The 23,311-nt window shown below is 37.5% G+C and carries 17 protein-coding genes; 4 read left to right on the plus strand and 13 right to left on the minus strand.

Annotated elements, in window-relative coordinates; translation table 11 throughout:
- The 3 genes from hisD to ACZ5N5_RS16140 are packed head-to-tail and all read right to left on the minus strand — an operon-like array spanning window position 1 to window position 3,022.
- Window positions 1-1,284: a histidinol dehydrogenase gene (gene hisD, locus ACZ5N5_RS16130; RefSeq protein ID WP_181397496.1), complete on the minus strand. Its 1,284-nt coding sequence runs from the start codon at window positions 1,282-1,284 to the stop codon at window positions 1-3.
- The gene (gene hisG, locus ACZ5N5_RS16135; RefSeq protein WP_464372764.1) at window positions 1,281-1,901 is read right to left on the minus strand and encodes an ATP phosphoribosyltransferase; all 621 of its coding nucleotides are present in this window, start codon (window positions 1,899-1,901) and stop codon (window positions 1,281-1,283) included. Before hisG ends, hisD begins: the two co-directional genes overlap by 4 nt.
- A complete protein-coding gene (locus ACZ5N5_RS16140) occupies window positions 1,898-3,022 on the minus strand; it encodes an ATP phosphoribosyltransferase regulatory subunit (protein ID WP_054788434.1) in 1,125 nt (374 codons plus the stop codon). Before ACZ5N5_RS16140 ends, hisG begins: the two co-directional genes overlap by 4 nt.
- 194 nt (window positions 3,023-3,216) lie before the next feature.
- Here ACZ5N5_RS16140 and hisJ point away from each other — a divergent pair, with 194 nt between their 5' ends.
- The gene (gene hisJ / locus ACZ5N5_RS16145; RefSeq protein WP_464372765.1) at window positions 3,217-4,053 is read left to right on the plus strand and encodes a histidinol-phosphatase HisJ; all 837 of its coding nucleotides are present in this window, start codon (window positions 3,217-3,219) and stop codon (window positions 4,051-4,053) included.
- 42 nt (window positions 4,054-4,095) lie between these two features.
- On the opposite strand, the gene ACZ5N5_RS16150 is transcribed toward hisJ, so the two are convergent.
- The 4 genes from ACZ5N5_RS16150 to ACZ5N5_RS16165 form a co-directional block, all read right to left on the minus strand.
- Complete coding sequence (locus ACZ5N5_RS16150; protein WP_464372766.1) at window positions 4,096-7,701, minus strand: dynamin family protein; 3,606 nt, start codon at window positions 7,699-7,701, stop codon at window positions 4,096-4,098.
- Between the two features lie 155 nt (window positions 7,702-7,856).
- Window positions 7,857-10,310, minus strand: a complete 2,454-nt coding sequence (gene parC / locus ACZ5N5_RS16155) for a DNA topoisomerase IV subunit A (RefSeq protein ID WP_464372767.1) — start codon at window positions 10,308-10,310, stop codon at window positions 7,857-7,859.
- Window positions 10,311-10,331: 21 nt separating this feature from the next.
- Complete coding sequence (gene parE / locus ACZ5N5_RS16160) at window positions 10,332-12,284, minus strand: DNA topoisomerase IV subunit B (RefSeq protein ID WP_109984358.1); 1,953 nt, start codon at window positions 12,282-12,284, stop codon at window positions 10,332-10,334.
- 110 nt (window positions 12,285-12,394) lie between these two features.
- The gene (locus tag ACZ5N5_RS16165; RefSeq protein ID WP_054788427.1) at window positions 12,395-12,805 is read right to left on the minus strand and encodes a CoA-binding protein; all 411 of its coding nucleotides are present in this window, start codon (window positions 12,803-12,805) and stop codon (window positions 12,395-12,397) included.
- Between the two features lie 215 nt (window positions 12,806-13,020).
- On the opposite strand from ACZ5N5_RS16165, the gene plsY reads away from it, so the two are divergent.
- From plsY to yidD, 3 genes are all read left to right on the plus strand, one after another.
- Complete coding sequence (gene plsY / locus ACZ5N5_RS16170; RefSeq protein ID WP_054788426.1) at window positions 13,021-13,605, plus strand: glycerol-3-phosphate 1-O-acyltransferase PlsY; 585 nt, start codon at window positions 13,021-13,023, stop codon at window positions 13,603-13,605.
- Between the two features lie 211 nt (window positions 13,606-13,816).
- On the plus strand, window positions 13,817-14,740 hold the full coding sequence (gene folE2, locus ACZ5N5_RS16175; protein WP_277678231.1) for a GTP cyclohydrolase FolE2: 924 nt from the start codon (window positions 13,817-13,819) through the stop codon (window positions 14,738-14,740).
- Between the two features lie 3 nt (window positions 14,741-14,743).
- Window positions 14,744-14,983, plus strand: coding sequence for a membrane protein insertion efficiency factor YidD (gene yidD, locus ACZ5N5_RS16180; protein WP_277678232.1), 240 nt, complete (start codon window positions 14,744-14,746; stop codon window positions 14,981-14,983).
- Between the two features lie 63 nt (window positions 14,984-15,046).
- Here the strand turns inward: yidD and ACZ5N5_RS16185 are convergent, their stop codons facing one another.
- The 6 genes from ACZ5N5_RS16185 to acnA form a co-directional block, all read right to left on the minus strand.
- A complete protein-coding gene (locus ACZ5N5_RS16185; protein WP_109984362.1) occupies window positions 15,047-15,355 on the minus strand; it encodes a hypothetical protein in 309 nt (102 codons plus the stop codon).
- Window positions 15,355-15,777: an acyl-CoA thioesterase gene (locus ACZ5N5_RS16190; RefSeq protein WP_464372768.1), complete on the minus strand. Its 423-nt coding sequence runs from the start codon at window positions 15,775-15,777 to the stop codon at window positions 15,355-15,357. The genes ACZ5N5_RS16185 and ACZ5N5_RS16190 overlap by 1 nt, the downstream gene beginning before the upstream one ends.
- On the minus strand, window positions 15,774-18,047 hold the full coding sequence (locus tag ACZ5N5_RS16195; RefSeq protein WP_109984364.1) for an AAA family ATPase: 2,274 nt from the start codon (window positions 18,045-18,047) through the stop codon (window positions 15,774-15,776). The genes ACZ5N5_RS16190 and ACZ5N5_RS16195 overlap by 4 nt, the downstream gene beginning before the upstream one ends.
- 70 nt (window positions 18,048-18,117) lie before the next feature.
- On the minus strand, window positions 18,118-18,714 hold the full coding sequence (locus ACZ5N5_RS16200; RefSeq protein ID WP_054788424.1) for a redoxin domain-containing protein: 597 nt from the start codon (window positions 18,712-18,714) through the stop codon (window positions 18,118-18,120).
- Window positions 18,715-18,947: 233 nt separating this feature from the next.
- The gene (locus ACZ5N5_RS16205; protein ID WP_464372769.1) at window positions 18,948-20,405 is read right to left on the minus strand and encodes an IS1182 family transposase; all 1,458 of its coding nucleotides are present in this window, start codon (window positions 20,403-20,405) and stop codon (window positions 18,948-18,950) included.
- Window positions 20,406-20,557: 152 nt separating this feature from the next.
- A complete protein-coding gene (acnA, locus tag ACZ5N5_RS16210; RefSeq protein WP_464372770.1) occupies window positions 20,558-23,263 on the minus strand; it encodes an aconitate hydratase AcnA in 2,706 nt (901 codons plus the stop codon).
- Window positions 23,264-23,311 lie beyond the last annotated feature (48 nt).

A 23,311-nucleotide genomic window follows, 5' to 3' on the forward strand; every position in this document is an offset into this window, starting at 1 on the left:
TTATTTTCCCTCCAAGCGCTTGGAAACGGCTCTTCCGTGTCCTTCAAGCTGTTCTTCATTTGCTATATTAATGACATGTTCACTCGCTTCTTTAAGTGCGGTTTCTGAGTAATAGAGATAGGTAGTTTTTTTAACAAAATCATCGACTGATAGTCCTGAAGAGAATCTTGCCGTGCCGGATGTTGGCAATACATGGTTTGGACCTGCATAGTAATCGCCTAAAGCTTCAGGTGTATAGTGTCCTAGAAAAACGGAACCAGCATGTCTCACCTTATTCAAATAACTGATCGGATCCTTGACTTGAACTTCTAAGTGTTCTGGTGCAATTTTATTTGCGATTTGGAAAGCTTCTTCTAGTGTCTTCACTACGACACCTGCACCTTTTTCTGTTAATGCGGCCTCTGCTATGGACTGTCTCGGTAAATCATCACATTGATTCTCAAGCTCTAGCTGTACTTGTTTCATCATTTCAGAAGATGTGGTGATTAAAAATGCACGTGCATTTGTATCATGCTCTGCTTGAGCGATTAGGTCTGCTGCAATAAAGATTGGATTTGCAGTTCCGTCTGCAATAATTGCTACTTCACTAGGACCAGCGATCATATCGATACCTACATCTCCAAACACTAGTGATTTAGCTGCAGCTACATAGGCATTTCCTGGGCCTACAATCTTATCAACTGCAGGGATCGTCTCCGTTCCATAAGCGAGCGCTGCGATTGCTTGTGCGCCACCAACCCGATAAATTGTTGTCACTCCTGCGATATCTGCTGCAACCGAAAGGATCGGTGCAATTTCTTCTCCATTTCTTACTGGTGTGACCATAATGACTTCCTCAACGCCAGCAAGTACTGCAGGAATGGCATTCATTAAAACAGAGGATGGGTAACAGGCTGTACCACCTGGAACATAAATTCCGACACGATCAATTGGACGGAAGAGCTGACCAGAAATAATACCATTTTCCGCTTGCATCATTCGTGAGTTATTAAGTTGCTTTTGGTGAAATGATTTAATATTTTCGGCTGCTTTTTCCAGTGATGTAATGATTTTTTGATCAACCTTATCCCATGCTTGTGTACGTTCAGCCTCACTTACAAGAAAAGAATCTGGTGCTTCTCCATCAAATTTTTCGATAAATTTGCGAACAGCTTCGTCTCCTCCACTTTGGACCTCGGCAATTATTTCACTAGCAGCTTGTATAAATTGCTGTTTATCTTGACTGTTTGTCTTGGTTGGATTGGCATGTGTTAAAAAATCCTCCACTGAAAATAATTTAATCATGCTTCTTTCACCCCTTTTTTGAATGATTCGATTACAGGAACTAATTGATCTCTTTTTATTTTTAAGGAAGAGCGATTGGCAATTAATCTTGCGCTAAAACTTAAGAACTCATCTTCTATTACTAGACCGTTCTCCTTTAATGTCGTACCTGTTTCGACAATATCCACTATAGCATCTGCTAAACCTAAGATAGGAGCTAATTCAACTGAACCTTCGAGTTTAATAATATCGACGGATTCGCCCTTATTACGGAAGTATTCCTTTGTAATATTTGTAAATGTACTAGCAATCCTTTTCTTGCGATTCGGCCATTGGTAGTTTGCCTTCGTAGCTAAGGCCATTCGACATTTGCCAAAAGGTAGTGGAAATAGATTGTAAACATCTGGCTGATGCTCAATTAAAATATCTCCACCGACAATGCCAAGGTCTGCAATCCCGTTTTCTACATAGGTGGTCACATCGGCACCCTTGGCAAAAAAGAAAGAAAATTGCTGTGTTTCCACTTGAAGCTTCCTACCTTTATTGAAAAGTGGCTCTATATCATAATTTAATTCTTGGAAAAATGCTAGAAATTGCTTTTCTAAACGCCCTTTTGTTAAGGCTATAACTGGCTTCATCGTTCAACCACCTTATATTGATTGTTTTCCTGAATAATTTTATAGAGTTTATCATACATCCCATCTGCTTGAACATCATATTGAATATCCACAATAGCTTCTGGCAACTCTTTTCTAAGAGATTCTGCAATGGCATGTGTTTTAGGACTAGCTAATATACAGGCTTTGTTCCTAGACGCCTCTGTAACCATATGCTGTGCAAGAATATCAACATCAAAAGCTAGACCTACAGCGGATGTCTCCTGTTTAAACTGTTTATAGAGTTTATCATATCTTCCGCCAGAAAAGCAGATAGAACCACCCGATGTTAAAAACCCTCGGAACATAATCCCATCATAATATGGCAAGTTTTTCACACGCCCTAAATCAACGATAACCTCCGTCTCACCAGTCTGTTCTAATAAGTGAATAAGTTGTTCCAAATGGTTTAATATTTTTAATAGCTCTGCTTGGTCGTGCCATAAGTCATGGTATGTTGATAAAATCTCTTTGGAGCCATAGGCATCAATTAATTGTATTAATTGATCCTTTATCGCTAGGAGTCCTTCCTCCTCCACGATTTGTTCGACCAAATCACTTCGTTTATCATGCATCGCTATCCGCAGATTCTCTTCCTGCGCTTCTTTCAAGGAATAAGGTGCAATGATAGTTTCAAAAATTCCCGTATGTCCTAGTTCGATAACATATTGATCGATATTTAATGTATTTAAATATTGGACAGCAGTTAAGAGACACTCACTTTCGCCAAGAAACTGATCAGCATGCACAATCTCAATCCCTGCCTGCCTGCTCTCAATTCCATCTTTATCATTACGAAAAATAGAGCCCTGGTACGACCACTTCTGGAACGACGGATGTTGTTTAGCAATTGCCCGAGCTACTGCTGCCGTCCAATCAGGTCGCAATACTTCGATTTCTCCTTCATGATTAAACCATTTCAGCATGCTTTGAAGGTCCATTCCTGCGATTTCGTTCGTAAATGTATTGGCATATTCCACGACTGGGGTGGAGATTGCTTTGAAATTGCGTTTCTCTACTACTTGTCTAAACGTTTCTGATGCTTTTAAACGATTGGAAATAAGAACACCTGTCTCATCCTGACTACCAGCTGGTAAAAACATTCATTGTCACATCCTACATCTATACTTTATTAGTTTACCACTCTACTGTGGTAAAGCGATATTTTCTTCCTTAACTTTATCAAAACTCCTGTCTCCTGTCAATGCAGTTTTTATGTTAACTTAGATAAATGAAGTTCTTTTCATTTTCATGCAAACAGATTATAATAGCAGGATATAAATAAAGGAGATTAAGCATGATGAAATATTACGGTGATTATCATATTCATACTCATTTTTGCCCTCATGGTACTAAGGATACCATTTCAACCTATATCGAAAAAGCAATATTGCTCGGACTAAAAGAAATAAGCTTTACCGAACACGCCCCTTTACCTGAGGGTTTTACAGATCCAACACCGAATAAGGATAGCGCGATGAGATGGGCCGATGTAGAGGATTATATTCGTCAGATTCAACAATATAAAAAAGAGTACCAATCTGACATAAAAATCAATCTAGGCTTTGAGGTAGATTATATCGAAGGCTTTGAGCAAGAAACAAGGCAATTTCTAAATCTGTTTGGTGTAGAAATCGATGATGCCATTCTTTCTGTGCATATGCTGAAAACACCTGCCCAAAGCTATGTTTGTCTCGATTTTAGTAAGGAGATGTTTGCAGAAATTATCGATGAATTCGGCAATGTGGACAAGGTGTATCAAAAATACTATCAAACGATGGAACAAGCAATTCTTTCCGACCTTGGAACTTATAAACCAATACGTTTAGGGCATCTAACCTTAATTGAAAAATTCAAAAAGAGATACAAACCAAAAGCTGATTATGAGCGTACCATTACTTCATTATTGTCCTTAATCAAAGAAAGGAAAATGGCACTAGATGTTAATACGGCCGGTCTTTTCAAGGAAGATTGTGAGAGTATCTATCCATCTCTGCATTATGTAAGACTAGCTAAAGAAAAACAAATCCCTTTAGTACCAGGATCCGATAGCCACACAGCAGAACACCTAACTCGTGGGTTCGATCATATGCCAGCAGATATCCTATACAGTAGACCAACTGACAGAAAATAGATAGGCCCTCTAAATATGAATGACAAACAGCTAGGAAACTCCCTAGCCGTTTGTCCGGTTCATTAATTCTTGATTCAATTTCTCGAGTAATTCGATATTCTCGAAGTTATCTGTTAAGCCTTTCTTCACATTTTCAAAATAAGTAGATACTTCATTTGAATAATTTGCCCATACCTGTTGATCCTCTTTAATCCAAAGTTGTGCGTAGTGATCCTTTAAAGCTGATTGAATACGTGAAAATTCTTCTTGCCATTGCTTACTAAATACTTGTTTGAGTTCCTCTTCCAGTTTGTCACGATCATTTTGAGCAAAGAATGTTTTCGTATCTTTAAAGATATGGGCAAAACCTTGTACAGTTTTATCCTCTAGATCTATCTTCTGAAAAAGATTAGCTTCTTCTACTGACATTTCTTCTAATTCTGAAAGGGAAAAGCTTGAATCAACTTTTTGAAGCTGTCGATTGATTTCATTCCTCCATTGTTTCCATTCCACATTCCAAAAAGCATTTATTCGAATTAGGATTGCTTCTAATTCATATTTCATTCGTTCATTTATTTGTTTATTGAGTTCTTTAATGGCGATAACTAATTCTTCTTTCCCTTTTCTGCCATTCGATTGAATCGATCCAGGACTAATGAAATCCCGAAACATGTCAATAAATTGGATCATAAAACGTTGCATGACATAAAAGCATTGCTTTTCTAGTTTTTGTTCAATGGATTGAAAATAAGTGGATGTATTCCTTTGTTCAATGATATGGTGCATTTGTGCTTGATTATTTTCATTTTTCGCTAGGAATGCTTCACGCTTTGTTTGATCACTATGACTTAATTCTAGCCATTTGGTCACTAATGCATGAATTCGAGAGATATCGGTATAGATCGATTGCATGCTTAATTGGGTTAGCTCCTCTGTAATAAAAGAATAAAAAGAGCTTTCGAATGCCTTCATTCCAGATGGTGTCGTTGTTTGTCCCTCTTTTTTTAATTGCAATGCTTGCTGACTGGATACAGGGTACATTCTAGGATGATGAATATCAAAGCTTTTTAACTGTGTCTTTACATAGTCTGTAACGAGATTAACCTCCGTTTGATCCTTGGCCAGATCCATTGCATTGACGATGAAGAACATTTTATCCAGTTGAAATGCATCTTTAACACTTCCCAGCTTTTCTAAAAATGCTTTATCAGGCCGCGAAAAGGGATGGTTATAATACGTTACAAATAATATGGCGTCAGCATTTTTAATATAGGAAAAGGCAAGTTCTGTATGTCTAGCGTTCACAGAATCTGCGCCAGGTGTATCGACTAAGGTAATATGTTGCCGAGTTAATGGGCAATCATAATAGAGCTCCATTTCCTTCACAAAGCAGGATATCTGTTCTTCACGCACATAATTAGCAAACTGGTCAAAATGAATCTTAAAGGAACTACCAATTTTATTCTTCAGATTAGGAAGACCTGTATAAAAAGCATGTAGAAAGGTTTTATGTTGATCCTCGATTTGTAGTTTATCTATCTTATGTTTATGAATCCATTTCTCCACTTCGTCTAAATTTTGAAAAGCTACTTCACCCAAAATGGAGGTGATATCTGCAATAAGTTCACCTTCACTCTTTAAGTGAACATAAACTTCCTTGTGTAGAAATTCTTCATTTGGTGGACTTATTTTATTGATCGCTGCTGTCGTTGGGTTTGGTGAAACAGGCAGTACCCTTTCTCCCATCAAAGCATTAGCAAAAGACGATTTGCCTGCACTGAAAGCCCCGAACAGTGCAATGGTAAAATGACGATTTTCTAACCGCTCTCGTTTTTCCATTATTTCTTTTATAAATGGTTTTAATGAGTCTATTTCCTTCGTATGCTCCACCAACCATTCCACATCTTCTAATGTGGATTCCATCTGATAACGAGCATTTTTCTTCAAGGGAGGAACATTCTCATTTATATGTCCATCCTCTGTATCCTGGAAATTCCATTCCTTCTTCATAAGTGTTTTTATTTGCTCGCGCTCTGTTAATGTTCGTTGAAACGCTTCTATTTGTCGTTGATCTATTCTAAAGTCAGATGATAAATGCTCCTCGAGCTCATTTTTATAATGTATGAACGCTAATTTTTCTGCTTGAATTTCTTGTTTGATTTTTTGCGACTGTTCTAACACCTTAATCCTCTTATCTAATTGATCAATTTTTTCATTAAACTCACGAAATATCTCATTACTCTTCTCATGCCATTTGTCTTTATAATATTGTCTATATAGTTTCTTCAATTGGTTGGCAAGCTTGTCAGTATATACTAGAACATATTCACCAGTTGTCCTAACATTATCATTCATTTGTTCTACTAATTGTTCCTGACTAAATTGTTTGTCGAAAATAGACTCATTTAAAGCTGTCGACGTATATGGTAAAAGGAATTCAGTTACCTTATCACGTAGCTTCCATTCCAAAGTGGTTTCCACTTGTTTTTGGAGTGCTTGGTAAAAGGCTTCTAAACGTCTCGTGCGCTCAAGTTCCGTTTTTTGTTTCGATTTGAATAATCCTATTTTAAAAGTTGGCTCATATGCTTGTAGCATATCCTTTGCAAGCTCACGAAGCTCAAACGGCATTAATGGAGCATTTTTCAAGGTCTGCTCCACCATTTTCCTATACGTAGACTCTACATCATTTTTCGCTGTAATTAGATCAGCCTTCTTACTTTGTAGCTCTTGTTTACTTCGATCATCTTGTATTTCGATAGCACCCAATTCATCCTCTAATTCCGTCAGCTTTTGATCCATTTCTTCTTGTTTTTCTGCTATGCTCTCCTGAATGATATGATTAATCCCATGATAGGAGGTTTGATCCACTAGTTCTTGACATGGTTGAACCATTTTTTGTTGAATATTTGTTTGTAAGCTAGACCATTGATTGTCAGTCCATGCTTGTTCTTCTTTTAAAGATGTAAAAAATACATCAGTTGGTTGAATACCCCATTGTTGAAAGACTTTCTCGAGGCTTGATTTAAAATCATCGAAAGAGATTTCCTCTTCTTTATGCTTATCCATTTGATTAATGATCACCGCATAAGGCTTATTTAATGCTTCAAGATGTTTCAAAAATGAAGCATTCACTTCGGATTGGACATGATTGTAATCCATTACATAATAAAGAAAGTCAACGACATGCAGAGCAGATTCGGTCAGAATTCGATCTGCATCATCTGCAGCATCGATTCCAGGTGTATCCATTAGGGTTACCTGTGGTGGCAAATCCGTATTGTTTTTTATTATTTCCACCTTACAGATTTCTTCGCCATCTCGGCACAATGCATGTAACTCACTAAGAGAGATACTCGAATCTAATCTCACCGGCTTTTGCTCGGTAAAATGAATGATGTATGCATCTTCACCACGTTTTATTTCTACAATATTTGCACTGGTCGGAATGGGACTCTGTGGTAACAGTGCTTCATCTAATAAATGATTTAGAATGGTCGATTTACCTGCAGAGAAATGTCCACAAAAGCAGATATGCTGCATTTGTTTTTCCTTTTTCTGATAAAAATCAACCATTTTTTCTTTACGCTCCAATTGTTCATGTTGATCAAAATAGCAATACAATCCAACCATTTGTTCTAATTCATAAGACCTGACAGTTGTTGTCCCCATTTACGAAAACTCCTTCTCTTTAGACAGAAAACGCAGAAATATAATTTAATTATTTATTATACTAGTTTTAACACATTTCGCCAATAGCTCTTTTAACTACTTAAAGCTTTAGCATTATCCTATTTAAAAAAGAAAGCCGAGCACTAGTGCTCGGCTTATCCTTCCTCTGTATGAAAAGGTTTTTGTAACCTTGTATGGAGCCAGATTCTTTCCACTTCACCTTCTGTGTCTGTGTCAATTACGTAAGAACCGTTACTATAGCGCTCACTTAGAGGCAGCTCTAGTGGTGATAAAACGAGAGAGGTACCTTTTCGCGTTCGTAAAGCAACTTCGTCTAATTCATGTAGTAGCTCTAAACCAATTAAACGATGTGGTTTAGACTTTAATTCACGAAGCATGACAGAACCTTTTTTAGCTCGTGAAGATTTATCGAATTGATCTATTTTCATTCTTTTACAAGCTCCCCTTTGGGTCATCACAAATAGGTGCTCTTGTTCCTTCCATTCAGGGAAGACAATACCATTCACCACATACTCGTCTTTCTTCAATTGAATGGCTTTCACTCCAGCAGCTCGTTGACCAATTGCTGAGACTTCTGTCTCGTCATACCATAGGCCATATCCTTTATTCGTTGCAATAAACAGATTACTGCTACCATTTGTTAGATGGACATTAAGTAACTGATCATCGTTCTTTAAATTTAAAGCAATGAGAGGTCTCGTGTATCGTTGTGATTGATATAAATCTAAACAACTTTTCTTTACCATTCCATTTTTTGTAAAGAAGATCAAGTTTTGTTTGGCATCAAACTCTCGTATTGGTATTGCCTTCACAATCTCTTCCTCTTTATCCGTAGAGGTAATATTGGATATATGTTGGCCCAGATCCTTCCAACGAATTTCAGGCAACTGATGTACTGGTATTGGCATATAGCGACCTTTATTTGTAAACAGTAATAGATGATCTGTCGTATTTATCTCAAACAAACTGAGTAGATAATCGTCATCTTTCATCATGAAATCATCGATCGAGGAGGCACTATAAGACCGAATGCTCGTTCTTTTCACATATCCTTGATTGGTGACAGAAACCACAACGTCTTCACTTGCAACGGTCACTTCTACATTTATTTTAAGTTCCTCTATTTTATCCTCAATAACAGTTTTTCTTGGATCTGCATATTTCTTTTTCATTTCACGTAAATCTTTTTTAATGACAGTGAGCAATTTTTTCTCGTCGTCTAAAATGAGTTGCAACTCACGAATAGCCTCTCGCAGTTCGTCTGCTTCCTTTTCTAATGCGGTAATATCTGTATTCGTCAAACGATATAATTGTAATGTTACAATCGCTTCTGCTTGCTCTTCTGTAAAACCGTACAATGCCTTGATTTGATTTTTGGCATCTTGCTTGTCCTTAGATGCACGTATCGTTTGAATAAGTTCATCTAATATGGAAACCGCCTTTATCAAACCTTCTACAATGTGTGCCCGCTTTTTCGCTTTATTTAAATCAAATTTGGTTTGTCTTGTAACAACATCCTTTTGATGTGAAATATAGGCATCAATAATTTCCAATAACCCTAACAGTCTAGGCGTCTTATCTTTAATCGCCACCATATTAAAGTGATACGTAATCTGCAGGTCTGTATTTTTATATAAATAATTGAGAATCCCTTGACTATCGGCATCCTTCTTTAATTCCACCACAATTCTTAAGCCGGTTCGATCCGTTTCATCTCTTACTTCTGCGATTCCTTCGACTTTTCGGTCTATTCGTAATTCATCCATTCGTTTGACGAGAACGGCTTTATTCACATCAAATGGTATCTCGTCGATCACAATTTGTTCTCGACTCGCCTTTAATGGTTCAATTTTCGCCTTTCCTCTAACTACTACTTTCCCTTTTCCGGTCTCGTACGCTTTTTTTAAGCCTTCCTTTCCTTGGATTATTCCTCCTGTTGGAAAATCTGGCCCTTTGATAAATTGTAACAAGTCATCAATGGTTGCACTTGGTTTTTCTAATTTTTTAATAATGGCATCGATGACTTCACCTAAGTTATGTGGAGGTATTTCTGTTGCATATCCTGCAGAAATACCTGTAGAACCATTCACAAGAAGGTTAGGAATTTTTGCAGGCAGAACAACAGGTTCTTCAATTGAATCATCGAAATTAGGAATAAATTCTACCGTTTGTTTATCAATATCCCGGATCATTTCAGCCGCAATTGCTGATAACCTTGCTTCCGTGTAACGCATTGCAGCTGGGGGGTCGCCGTCTAAACTACCGTTATTTCCATGCATCTCTACTAGTTCGTTTCTTACCTTCCATGTCTGACTTAATCGAACCATAGCCTCATAGACAGAGGAATCACCATGAGGATGATAGTTACCAATGACCGTACCTACTGTTTTCGCTGATTTTCGGAATGGTTTATCATGTGTGTTCCTCTCTTCGTACATTGCATACAATATTCTACGTTGTACCGGCTTTAAACCGTCTCGTGCATCCGGAAGTGCACGATCTTGAATGATATATTTACTATACCGACCAAAACGATCTCCCATTACTTCTTCTAATGGTAGATCAAGATATTTTTCTTCTATTGCCAAAGGTATTCCCCCTAAACGTCCTTATATTTGAATATTCTCATTATCAATAATATTCTCATCTTCATCTAAACTAAACTGCACGTGTGATTCAATCCATTTTCTTCTTGGCTCTACTTTATCACCCATTAGTGTCGTAACACGCTTTTCCGCTCGTGCCAAGTCATCGATTGTTACGCGAATTAAGGTTCTAGATTCTGGATTCATCGTTGTTTCCCAAAGCTGCTCTGCGTTCATTTCACCAAGACCTTTATAGCGTTGTAGTTGATAGCCTGTTTTATATAACTTAGTGATCTTTTTCATTTCCTCTTCATTCCATGCATATTCTATCTTTGCTTTGGCCCCTTTACCTTTTGTTATTTGGTAGAGTGGTGGTAGAGCTATAAATACTTTACCTTCCTCAATAAGTGGTCGCATATAACGATAGAAAAAAGTAAGTAATAAAACTTGAATATGAGCACCATCTGTATCGGCGTCTGTCATGATGACAATTTTATTATATTGGATATCTTCAATGGAAAACTCACTTCCGACACCTGCACCGATCGTATGAATAATGGTAGAGATTTCTTCATTTTTCAGAATATCGACAAGCTTTGCTTTTTCTGTGTTAATTACTTTACCTCTCAGTGGTAAAACGGCTTGAAATTTCCGATCCCTCCCCTGTTTTGCAGAGCCTCCAGCTGAATCTCCCTCCACTAAATATAATTCATTCTTTGCAGGATTCCGTGATTGGGCTGGTGTAAGCTTCCCACTTAATAAAGCATCTTTACGCTTTTTCTTTTTCCCACTCCTTGCTTCTTCTCTTGCTTTTCGTGCTGCAAGCCTCGCTTCTTTCGCACGAATGGCCTTCTTGATCAACATCGAGCTAACATCTGCATTCTCTTCAAGGAAATAGAGTAAATGTTCTGCCACAATCGTATCGACAACGGATCTAGCCTCTGCTGTCCCGAGCTTTCCTTTTGTTTGACCTTCAAATTGAAGCTTCTCTTCTGGAATTTTGATCGAAATGACTGCAGTGAAGCCTTCACGTATATCATTTCCTTCTAAATTCTTATCCTTTTCTTTCAATAAATTAATTTTACGAGCATATTCGTTAAAGATTCGTGTAATCGCTGATTTTGCACCAATTTCATGGGTTCCACCATCCTTTGTCCGAACATTGTTAACAAAAGAAAGGATGCTCTCCGCGTATCCATCGTTAAATTGGAAAGCAAAATCAAGCTCCATCCCTTGCTGCTCTCCTTCAAAATTCACGACAGCATGTAAAGTATCCTTATCCTCATTCAGATATTCAACAAAATCCTTTAGGCCTTCTGGATAATGATACGATTCTTTTTCGTTTTCATTTCTTTCATCGATTAGCTCGATTGTAATCCCTTTGAGTAGAAAAGCTGCTTCTCTTAGTCTTTCTGCTAATATGTCAAATTGATAAACATCCGTAGAAAAAATCGAACGGTCTGGCTTAAAGGTAATGGTAGTACCCGTTTTCTTTGTTTTGCCTTTTTTCTCCAGAGTCGTTACAGGCTTTCCACCATTTTCAAATCTTTGATAATATAGATGACCATCTCGTTCAATTTTTACCTCTAACCATTCAGATAAAGCATTAACAACGGATGCCCCGACACCATGTAGCCCTCCACTCGTCTTGTATCCACCTTGCCCAAACTTACCACCAGCGTGCAAGACCGTCAGAATAACCTCAGGAGTCGGTCTACCGGTTTGATGCATCCCTGTTGGCATACCTCTACCTCTATCCTGAACCGTAATACTTTGATCTTGATGAATGGTCACACGTATAAGGTCTCCAAAACCGGAAAGCGCTTCATCAACTGAATTGTCCACAATTTCAAACACAAGATGATGTAACCCTCTCGCATCCGTACTACCAATATACATTCCTGGGCGTTTCCGAACAGCTTCTAGCCCCTCTAATACCTGTATTGAATCATCCGAATAGGCTGTATTCTTCACCATAAAACACTTTCTCCTTCCGCACATATAGGAAACCTAAGTTTCTTCATTCTTTAAGTTCCGTTTATTACTTCTATAGTATCGAACCTACGTTCTGTTTGTAAAGTTATTTATTACATAAGTATCGAATGAGCAACTTTTATACAACGATCCATGATGACCTCTTTACCATGTTGTTGTAGAAATTGATAGGCAGATTCATTCACAACCCCCTGTTGCATCCAAACATAAGGAGCTTTAACTTGAACGATTTCTTCTGCAATTTCTTCTAAATATTCTGGTCGTCTAAAAATATTCGTAAGTTGAAAATCTTCTTTAATATCAAGGACAGATGCATAAGCCTTTTCCCCTAATACATTGTCAACATTTGGATTAACGGGAATTATCTTATAGCCTGCATTTTGCATGGCCAAAGCGATTTGGTAGGATGTACGGTAAGGCTTATCAGATAATCCTACCACTGCAATCACTTTAGTTTCACTTAGTATTTTTTTCATCAATTGCTTTTCTTGATCCATGTTCATAAATAACACCTCATTTTATTGATTAAACCATTTTCCGCCAATCCATGCAAGTATAGCTATTATTTTATCGGAAAGTTTGACGACCTTGTCAAGTGATATTTCATTATTTTTGGTTTATAAACAGTCGGTTTATGAAAAAAATAATGAGAGAATATACTTTTTTTAAAGAATACATGATAGAATAGGGATACTACTTGTTAGTTAGGAGTATACTGATGGACTATTTTATTTTTATCGTTATTGCATATTTTCTTGGTTCAATACCTACAGGTTTAATAGTAGGAAAAGTCGGCTTCAAAATAGACATAAGAGAGCATGGTAGTGGGAACCTTGGCGCAACAAACACCTTCCGTGTCCTGGGAATAAAAGCAGGTATCATTGTAACGGTTTGTGATATTCTAAAAGGTACTTTAGCTGCAGTATTGCCCGTGATCTTTCATGCAGAGCAAGTTTATCCACTAGTAGTCGGACTATTTGCTGTGCTAGGTCATATCTTCCCGATATTCGCTAAGTTTAAAGGAGGAAAAGCAGTTGCAACCTCTGCAGGGGTTATCTTAGGTGTTAACCCATTATTATTTATTATCATGATATGTAGCTTTCTAATCATCTTATATATATCTAAATATGTATCTTTATCATCAATGGTTACTGGTATTATTACAATAATCGTTACGATCATTCAGCAAGAGGTCGGTTTAATGATTGTTACAAGCATCTTAACTATCGTGGTTATTTATCGGCATAAGGCGAATATCAAGCGAATTATCAACAAGACAGAACCTAAAATAACATGGATGTAGAGTTGAATGAAAGGGGTCTTACAGATCTCTTTTTTTATACGTTAGAATAAGTATAAAACTTCTACATAGTAGAAGTTTCCACACAGCTAAAATTTTTAGGTATAGGAAAAACTATGTAAATGATCTTGCTAATCAGTTTTTAAAATTGAATAATAAGCCATAATTAAGTATACTAATAGGATAATTGTATTAGTTTGAAAGGAGCTTATCCATGGATCGTAACTATCCAATTCAGTTACCAAATAAATTAGAAAGACATAAACTATTCGGATCAGTAGAACCAGGTGAGAAAACGAAACCGACAGAAAAGGAAAAAATGCCAGACTTACAAAATACGAAAAAAGATTTTTTGTTCGATATAGATCACGTGGGGATAACCAATGTGAAACACCCTATCCTCGTTAGTAGTGAAACAAAGCCAACCACCCAAACAACGATTGGTACCTTGACGATGACCTCATCCATTAAAAAGAATCATAAAGGAACAAATATGAGTCGATTTACCGAGCTACTTCATGACTATTCTAACGGTGAGCCATTTGATATATCTATTAATAAACTCAAAGCATTTACGAAGGAGTTAACCGAGAAGTTGGAACAGGAAGATACACAATTACAAATTTCCTTCCCATGGTTTTTCGAGCGCAGTGGTCCAAGCTCAGATAAGACGGGGATGAATCACGCAAATGCCATGATCACTATCCACTATCACAAAAACACAGGCTATCAATTAGAAGTGGCATTAGAAGGAACGGTAACAACACTTTGTCCATGCTCTAAGGAAATCAGTGAGTATAGTGCTCATAATCAACGCGGCATTGTAAAAATGGCTGTAAGACTAGCTCCAGATTATGCGGAGGATCAAAAGGATTGGAAGCTTGCATTATTAGAAGCTGCGGAGAGTAATGCTAGTGCTCGAATCCATCCTGTTTTAAAACGTCCAGACGAAAAAATGGTAACAGAACAAGCATATGAGAACCCTCGTTTTGTTGAAGATATGGTGAGACTTGTTGCAGCAGATCTATATGAATTACCTTTTGTAGAACAGTTTTCTGTAACCTGTCAAAATGAGGAATCGATTCATCTCCATGATGCCATCGCTACTATTAACTATGATAAATCACTTGCGAGATAGGCGATGAAAAAGATTTTTATTGGTTTGATACGGTTTTACCAGAAATGGATCAGTCCAATGTTTCCACCAAGCTGTCGCTTCCAACCGACGTGTTCGCAATATAGTCTGGAATGCTTTCAGCAATTTAATTGGTTCAAAGCAACCTATTATTCCATAAGGCGTATCTTGAAATGTCATCCATTTCATCCAGGTGGCTATGATCCTGTCCCAATTGAAAAAAAACACACAAAAACGACCGAGTGATAGCTTTCACTCGGTTTTTATACTTCCATACCCGACAACGGTTAATTAGCTAAACCGATTAGGCTATTTAGTACTGGGATGAAATTTTTCCAGTTGATCCCATTGTTCTTCTGCAAACAAGATTTGTTTTTGGCGATCTCCGAACAGATCAAAATGAGGATACCGCTCATCTCGGTGAATCCATTCTTCTCTCAAGCCGTATTTACTACCCCATTCGGATAATTGTTCGTAATTATTGCAACCAACCTTCGTGACAGAAGTACATCCTGGAAATCTGTCATCTAGCCAATAGTGGGTTAAAAAAGCAATTTCCCCTCTGTCTACTTTTCTTTTCCATTTGTTTAACGTATTACGATCTATCCCAAATGCCATTACTGATTGTCCTCTAATGCTTGTTGATACGCATGATGCCAATGAGGAAACTTTTTTCTGAGAGATAGTGGTTTAAACGTTTCTTTATCGACTATTACGTGCTGCGTTTTTCCTGTAACTGCAACTTCCTTTTTATCATTTAAAATCCGATAGCCGTAGGTTGTACGAATCCCATTATAGTCTTCTATCCATGTCTCTACAAAAGCATCGCCGCCATAGCGAATCGGCTGTTTAAAAGAGATATTAGCATCCACCACTGGAGAAACCACTCCTTCTGCTTCCATCTCGTGATATTGAAATCCGAGCTCTTCAATAAATGCTGTTCTTCCGATTTCAAACCAAATTAAATAGTTTGCATGATAGACTACTCCCATTTGATCTGTTTCTTGATATCTTACTTTTATTGATGATGTTACTTTCATTGTTCAATCCCCCTACTTGATTTCCATGCTAGTTCAAAATCTTCCTTCTTCAATAAGGCAAGTTGATTATAGGAATCTGAATCTATATCCATACGTAATGCTTGGTATTGAATGGCTTCATTAATTAAATTCACGACAAATCGACCATTTCCACTAATCCTTGCATTTGAAAATTGCTCTAGCAAATAGTCTTGAACGTTTGGAGCTAGCTCATATTGATAGGCATCTATATGGTATAAAACCATCTCCAGTAATTCTTCCTTCTTATAGTCTTCAAAATGGAAGTATTTTTTAAACCTAGATTCTAAGCCTGGATTACTTTTAATAAACCGTTCCATTTCCTCTTTATAACCCGCTAAGATGACGACTAGATTTTCATTATGTTTGGTCATTTCATCAACTAATGTATCGATTGCTTCTTTACCGAAGTCCTTTTCACCTCGAAATAAAGCATAAGCTTCATCAATGAATAGTACGCCACCTAGTGCCTCTCTTATTTTATTTTTTGTTTTAATAGCAGTCTGTCCTACATAACCTGCAACTAGATCTCCTCTAGAGGCAATGACGAGATGTCCTCTTTTTAGTAGTCCACAATCCTTTAAAATCTTCGCAAATATTTTAGCAACCGTCGTTTTCCCTGTACCCGGATTACCAGAAAAGACGGAGTGTAACTGAATAGGGACATTTGGAAGATCCATTGCTTTTCTTTTTTGTTGGACTTTAACAAATGCCGAAAGCTTCTTCACTTCTTCTTTGACATGATTCAGACCAATTAATTGATCTAATTGCTTCATTGGGTCCTCGGAATTTCTCTGTTCATCTAACCGGTTGATGTCATGCGCGGTAATTCGCATGTGTTCAATCCAATTTTCTTTATCAGGCATGTTTTGAGTAGCGCCCATATAGAATATTACTTTTAATACTAAATCTCTTACCGTTCTCGCATTACCAAAGGATTCGTCTACTCTAGAGTTTTCGATTAATCCTTCGAAGGCTCGTAATGCATCCACTGTGAAAAAATAATCATTTTGTAATGCTGTTTCTTCCGCTATTTTGACTAATTCATTATCGGTGTAATCGGGTAGTTCAATAAAATTACCCTCTGGAAATCTACTTCTTAAGCCGGGGTTAGACCAAAGAAATTGATTCATTTCCTCTGGATAGCCTGCTATAATTACTGCAAATTTATTCGCATATTCTTTGGCTGTCATACTGGAAACTAATGTATCAATAACGGCTTGTCCATAATCATTACCCGTTTGGTCAGCACGCTTTAAATTATAGGCCTCATCAATAAACAAAACACCACCAAGTGCTTTCTTAACATAATTCAAGGTATTTTCTTCACTTTGTCCCATAAAAGAGCCCACTAATTGGGAACGATTCACTTCAATTAATTCATTGGACTCCAGCAATCCGAGCTGATAGTAGATGTTAGCTAGTAACCGTGCAATAGTAGTTTTACCTGTACCCGGATTTCCAGTAATCACCATGTGGAGACCTTGCTCATCAATCATCTGAAATCCTGCTTCTTTTCGTCGTTTTTGGTACTTGAGGTAGTGATAATATTGATTAATATATGCTTTTACTTGGGTTAACCCTATCATCTCATTTAGTTCTGTAAGAGGATCGGTCTCTGTTTCCTCTTTTAGAAATGATGGCAATGCTTGATAGAAAAACTGAATTAATCTCGTTAGTTTTTCAATTTCTTCATTATAAGAAGAGATTTCTTGAATCGATTTTTTTTGCTCAAGTCCGTGACTAATCATGTTCGCAATATCGATTAATTTTTCTACCTGATCAAAAATCGACGATGCGGCCGTTTTTATTTCTGACGTTCCTTTTGGTAGATAGCTTTGCAATGATTCAATATTCTCTAACTGTTTAATGAGTGCATTAACCTTTTTTAATTTAACTGGATCAAAGTCCGTCTCACGCACATAGTATTGTGAGAGATCTATATCGGTTAATTGATTATTTAGATACAAATATTTTTTTAATGATTGAACCTCTTCTACTACCGGATGATCTGTTTCTGTCATTAATTCAGTCAAAGATGAGTTCAAATGATCATCTGTCACGTTGCGTTTTAAACGATAATAAATCAGCATAGCATAGAGAATGGCTAAGGCATCTTTACTTTCTAAACGGAGGGTATGTTGGTTAACTTCATCCATGATCCGCAAAAGCTCTACTTCTGTGAAAGGTGGATTCTTTTCTATATTCGTCCAACTATATATTTTCTCTTTTATTTTATCTATATTATTCAAATCATTTATCCCCCTTTATTTATCACAATCGATAGAAAAAACCTCTTAGTTCGCTAAGAGGAGACAATGGTTAGCTATTAATCTCGTGGAAAATTTGTTCCATCTGTTCAAGTGTCATGGGACCTCTCACCATTTTTACAATTTCAAGTGTTTCCGAATCAATGAAAAAGGAGGAAGGTACTCCAATAATGGAATAATTTTCGTATGTAGTCCCATCTTCATCTAACAGAATTGTAAATGCATAACCACCTTCCTCCACGAATGGTCTAATCTTCTCGCGTTTCGTTTCAGTGGCGGTAGCATTAATGGCTAGGACCTTTACTTGATCGCCATACTTATCCTCAAACTGTTGAATGGCTGGCATTTCCTCTACACACGGCTTACACCAAGTCGCCCAAAAATTAACTAAAATAAGGTCCTTATCGACATCTGATAAAGATAATTGCTGACCTTGTAAATCCTTTAAGTGAAAGATTGGGGCAGTATCTCCTTCTTCCAGTACCTGATGATTAGGTGAAGTGATCATACCACCTTCAACTGATGGATCACCTGTGACATCAAATTCATTCGGTCCAGTATCTTCATTCGAGTTATTAGTGAAATTAGTATAGATAACAATGCCAGTTAGAATGACCAGAATTCCTAGTCCAATTATATTTTTCTTCATTATGTTTCATCCTTTTATATATTCCATTCTCATTATAAGCTAAACGATGGCGTTCGTCTAATAATCCAGTTAGTTTTACTAACAATAGTTAACATTTAACCTAACAAAAAGAGACAGCCAAGAAAAGTGGCCACTGAAAAACTAACGTTTTAGTTTTATGGTGTCGGAAAAATATAAAGAAAAGGGGTCTGTCCGTTCAGAATTGAACGGACAGACCCCTTTTTTCCTAGCTTTTATTCCTTTGGTTCGTTCATTAGTTTGATAATTCGTTTCAAGTTCACGGTGAAAATCGACATTGCTCCCTGCATTTCCATGCCAACGAGACCCGAGGAAGATGCTACATCATACCCGTGTCTGTGTTTTAGTTCACTATTTTTCGCTTCAATTTTGTAACGTTCTTTTGCTTTTTCACGAAAATGAGGACTTTCCTGAAAGACTTGCTGCTCCATATGTTCGGAGGATTTAATTGTGACGGAGTAAGTCTTCGACTTCGCCCCCTCTTTATAACACCCATCTCGAAGCGGGCAGACCTTACACTTTTCCACATCAAAATAATAAGTATAACTTTGATTCGATGATTTCTTACCAGTACGTGCTTTCCGTATGGCCATATTTCCTGCCTTACAAACATACATGCCGGCATCCTTATTGAATTCAAACTCGTTTTCTTTCTGACGTACGCCTTGTGTAATGAGTGGATGTAACTTTGACACTAATTCTAAATCATTTTGGTTTGCGTATTGGATATTGTATTTTTCCGAGTAAGCTGTATCTCCAATAACACACTTCACATTCATGCCTGTACTTTGCGTATTTTCAATTAATGTCTGTAGATATTTACCATCATTCTTTTCTCCAGTAGTGACAACCGCAGCTGTAATCACTCGTTCTTCACTCATAGCGATATGTGTTTTATATCCAAAAAAAGAGGTATCGGCCGATTTATGCCCTTTTCGGGCATCAAGATCATCGGAGGAAGGCAGGTTCTCTACGTGATCTTCCACTAGTTCTTTTAAGTAATTTAGCTTTTCTTTCACTTTCGGATAGCTGGATACGGCCTCTTCTTGGTCCAACACTTCAATAAGTTCCTTATTGTATTGAAGTTCATCAGCTAAATCCTCTGTAACGCTCTTCGAAGGAAACTTTTCTTTCAAACGTTCGTCCACCTGGTAAACAGCTTTACGCAGTAGCTTTGATTTTTCCCTCAGAAATTCGATCGGTGATTTCTGGTTAAAACGTGCTTTTGTATGGGTGGCATCAACGATGATGGAATTACTCGCAATAAGATCTTTTTCCAGAGCTAACTTCACGGATTTCTGAATTAACATGTCCAGTAACTTTGTATCCTTTAGTCGTAATTTCCGGAATTTGGTTAATGTGCTTGGATGAATAACTGGGTCTTCTGGTGCCATTTCTAAAAAATATTTGAAGGACATATCATATTTCGAACGCTCGACGACATCAACATCAGACAAATCGAAGATTGTCTTAAGTAATAGATATTTAAAAAGACGAATAGGAGGTACAGCGTTTCGACCGTTATCCAAACAATATTTATCTCTTAGTTCTTCTAAAATAAAAGAGAAGTCCACCAGTTCGTTTATTTGTCGAAGCATATTGTCTTTGGGTACTACCAAATCGTATATTGCCATAAAGGGACTAAGATTAAGCGACTGTTGATCAGAAATCATATGTACCACCACCACTAAAAATTGTTACTTCTATTATACATGAAAATAACAACGAGGGTCTTCTCGATTTCATCGAGAAGACCCTCGTTAATTAGATTTTGGACTTTTTCAGTGGCCTCCCAAGAAAATGGACTGTCTCTTCGTATTTACTATTAATTAGCAAGTTTGTTTCGTAATACCATTTGTAGAATGCCACCATGACGATAGTAATCAATTTCCACATCACTATCAAAACGGGCAATTACTTCAAATTCAGTAGTTTTACCAGCTTCATCTGTTGCAGTTACTTTGATTAAATCACGAGGTTTAACAGTTTCATCAATTAGTACCTCAAATGTTTCCTTGCCAGTAAGTCCAAGTGAGTCTGCACTATCTCCTTCTTGGAACTGGAGTGGTAATACACCCATCATAACTAGGTTGGAACGATGAATACGTTCAAAGCTTTCAGCAATTACTGTTTTAATTCCTAAAAGATTTGTTCCTTTAGCCGCCCAGTCACGAGAGCTTCCCATACCATAGTCATTTCCTGCTAATACAACAAGTCCAGTACCATCTTGCTGGTATTTCATTGCTGCATCATAAATAGGCATTACTTCATTATCAGGCCAGTATGTTGTAAATCCACCTTCCGTCCCTGGAGCCAATTGGTTCTTAATACGGATATTTGCAAATGTACCACGCATCATCACTTCATGGTTTCCACGACGAGATCCGTAAGAGTTAAAGTTACGAGGTGATACACCATTAGCTTGTAAATATTTACCTGCTGGCATATCCTTTGCGATCGCACCAGCTGGTGAAATGTGGTCTGTTGTCACAGAATCTCCAAATTTACCAATTGCACGCATTCCGGAAAGTGTTTTTACTTTTCCTGCATCCTTGGAAAGTCCTTCAAAGAACGGAGGATTTTGAATGTATGTTGAATCACTATTCCATGAATATAACGGCTCGTCGGTTGTGTCGATTTCATTCCATTTTTCATTGGAATCGAACACATTCTCATATTCTTTACGGAAAATTTCCGGTGTTACAACTTTTTTAACTTCCTCACGAACCTCATCCATTGATGGCCAAATATCATTAAAGTATACATTATTGCCATCTTTATCCTTGCCAATTGGATCATTTTTAAGGTCGATATCAACCGTTCCCGCTAGTGCATATGCCACTACTAATGGTGGTGAAGCCAAATAGTTAGCTTTTACAAGTGGATGGATACGCCCTTCAAAGTTACGGTTACCAGATAACACAGAAGCAACTGTTAAGTCATTATCAGCAATACCCTTTTCAATTTCTTCACGTAATGGACCAGAGTTACCAATACATGTTGTACAACCATAACCAACAAGGTTAAAGCCTAATTGATCTAAGTATGGCATTAGTCCAGAGTTTTCTAGATAACTAGTAACAACCTTTGAACCTGGTGCCAATGAAGTTTTGACATATGCAGGCACTTCCAGCCCTTTTTCGACAGCTTTTTTCGCAAGTAATCCTGCTCCTAACATTACGTATGGGTTGGATGTGTTCGTACAAGAAGTAATTGCAGCAATCGCAACTGCTCCTGTTTCCATGACAGACTGCATGCCATTAGGATGATCGATTTCTACCTTTTTATCAAATTCTGACTTTTCTAAGCCAAACCCTTGATTTCCTGCAGGTGCAGTAATGGCTTCTTTAAAGGATTTCTGCATATCTGATAATGGAATTAAATCCTGTGGACGTTTTGGTCCTGATAGATTTGGTTCTAATTCTGATAGATTAATTTCCACTAGATCTGTAAACTCTGGATCTGGTTGATCAGCAGAGTACCATAGGCTGTTCTCTTTGCAATATTTCTCAACAAGTGCTATCTGATCTTCACTTCGTCCTGTTAGACGTAAATAACTTAAAGCCTCGGCATCCACTGGGAAGAATCCACATGTTGCTCCATATTCTGGTGCCATGTTTGAAATCGTTGCACGGTCAGCAAGTGGCATATCCTTTAATCCAGGTCCGAAGAATTCTACAAATTTACCAACTACTTTTTTCTCACGCAACACTTGTGTTACCTTAAGAGCTAAATCGGTAGCAGTCGTTCCGTTTGGAAAGCTTCCAGTAAATTTTACTCCGATTACTTCAGGTGCTGGGAAATAAGATGGCTGACCAAGCATTCCTGCTTCTGCTTCAATACCACCTACACCCCATCCTAATACACCTAAACCATTAATCATGGTTGTATGGGAGTCCGTTCCAACCAATGTGTCTGGGAATGCTTCTACTTCACCGTCTGCATTCTCTACTGCATGAACAACATTTGCAATATACTCTAAGTTCACTTGGTGGACAATTCCTGTTGCAGGTGGAACGGCACGATAGTTATCAAATGCTTTTTGTGCCCAGTTCAAAAATTCATATCTTTCTGCATTTCGTTCAAATTCTAATTCCATATTCGCTTGAAGTGCGTTCTTCGTTCCATACTCATCTACTTGCACAGAGTGGTCAATAACCAAATCTACTGGTACTTCAGGGTTAATTTCTTCTGGAGACCCTCCCATATCCACCATTGCTTTACGTAAAGAAGCAAGGTCAACTACTGCAGGTACACCAGTGAAATCTTGTAAAATAACTCGTGAAGGTTTGAATGGAACATCTTCTACTTTTCCTTTACCCCAGTTTGCTAGACTCTTTACATGGTCATCTTTAATAACACGTCCATCATGTTGACGTATTAATGACTCTAGCAATACACGAATTGAAAATGGTAAACGGTCAATTTTACCAAGACCAGCATTTTCTAATGCTTTTAACTGATAGTAAGTATACTTTTTACCGTTCAAATCAAATTCCTTTTTAGCTTGAAATGCATTCTCGTTAGTCATTTCTTAGCGTTACCCCCTTCAAAATGTTAGACCGAAAACCGACCTATT

The organism is Gracilibacillus sp. JCM 18966 (assembly GCF_055392695.1).

What these genes read in the sequence shown, in the direction of transcription:
- hisG (WP_464372764.1), bottom strand. Translation starts at nt 1,901, where the DNA reads ATGAAGCCAGTTATAGCCTTAACAAAAGGGCGTTTAGAAAAGCAATTT.
- hisJ (WP_464372765.1), top strand. Translation starts at nt 3,217, where the DNA reads ATGATGAAATATTACGGTGATTATCATATTCATACTCATTTTTGCCCT.
- hisD (WP_181397496.1), bottom strand. Translation starts at nt 1,284, where the DNA reads ATGATTAAATTATTTTCAGTGGAGGATTTTTTAACACATGCCAATCCA.
- parE (WP_109984358.1), bottom strand. Translation starts at nt 12,284, where the DNA reads ATGGTGAAGAATACAGCCTATTCGGATGATTCAATACAGGTATTAGAG.
- ACZ5N5_RS16185 (WP_109984362.1), bottom strand. Translation starts at nt 15,355, where the DNA reads ATGGCATTTGGGATAGATCGTAATACGTTAAACAAATGGAAAAGAAAA.
- plsY (WP_054788426.1), top strand. Translation starts at nt 13,021, where the DNA reads ATGGACTATTTTATTTTTATCGTTATTGCATATTTTCTTGGTTCAATA.
- ACZ5N5_RS16205 (WP_464372769.1), bottom strand. Translation starts at nt 20,405, where the DNA reads ATGATTTCTGATCAACAGTCGCTTAATCTTAGTCCCTTTATGGCAATA.
- ACZ5N5_RS16190 (WP_464372768.1), bottom strand. Translation starts at nt 15,777, where the DNA reads ATGAAAGTAACATCATCAATAAAAGTAAGATATCAAGAAACAGATCAA.
- ACZ5N5_RS16200 (WP_054788424.1), bottom strand. Translation starts at nt 18,714, where the DNA reads ATGAAGAAAAATATAATTGGACTAGGAATTCTGGTCATTCTAACTGGC.
- acnA (WP_464372770.1), bottom strand. Translation starts at nt 23,263, where the DNA reads ATGACTAACGAGAATGCATTTCAAGCTAAAAAGGAATTTGATTTGAAC.
- yidD (WP_277678232.1), top strand. Translation starts at nt 14,744, where the DNA reads ATGAAAAAGATTTTTATTGGTTTGATACGGTTTTACCAGAAATGGATC.
- ACZ5N5_RS16140 (WP_054788434.1), bottom strand. Translation starts at nt 3,022, where the DNA reads ATGTTTTTACCAGCTGGTAGTCAGGATGAGACAGGTGTTCTTATTTCC.
- ACZ5N5_RS16165 (WP_054788427.1), bottom strand. Translation starts at nt 12,805, where the DNA reads ATGAACATGGATCAAGAAAAGCAATTGATGAAAAAAATACTAAGTGAA.
- folE2 (WP_277678231.1), top strand. Translation starts at nt 13,817, where the DNA reads ATGGATCGTAACTATCCAATTCAGTTACCAAATAAATTAGAAAGACAT.
- ACZ5N5_RS16150 (WP_464372766.1), bottom strand. Translation starts at nt 7,701, where the DNA reads ATGGGGACAACAACTGTCAGGTCTTATGAATTAGAACAAATGGTTGGA.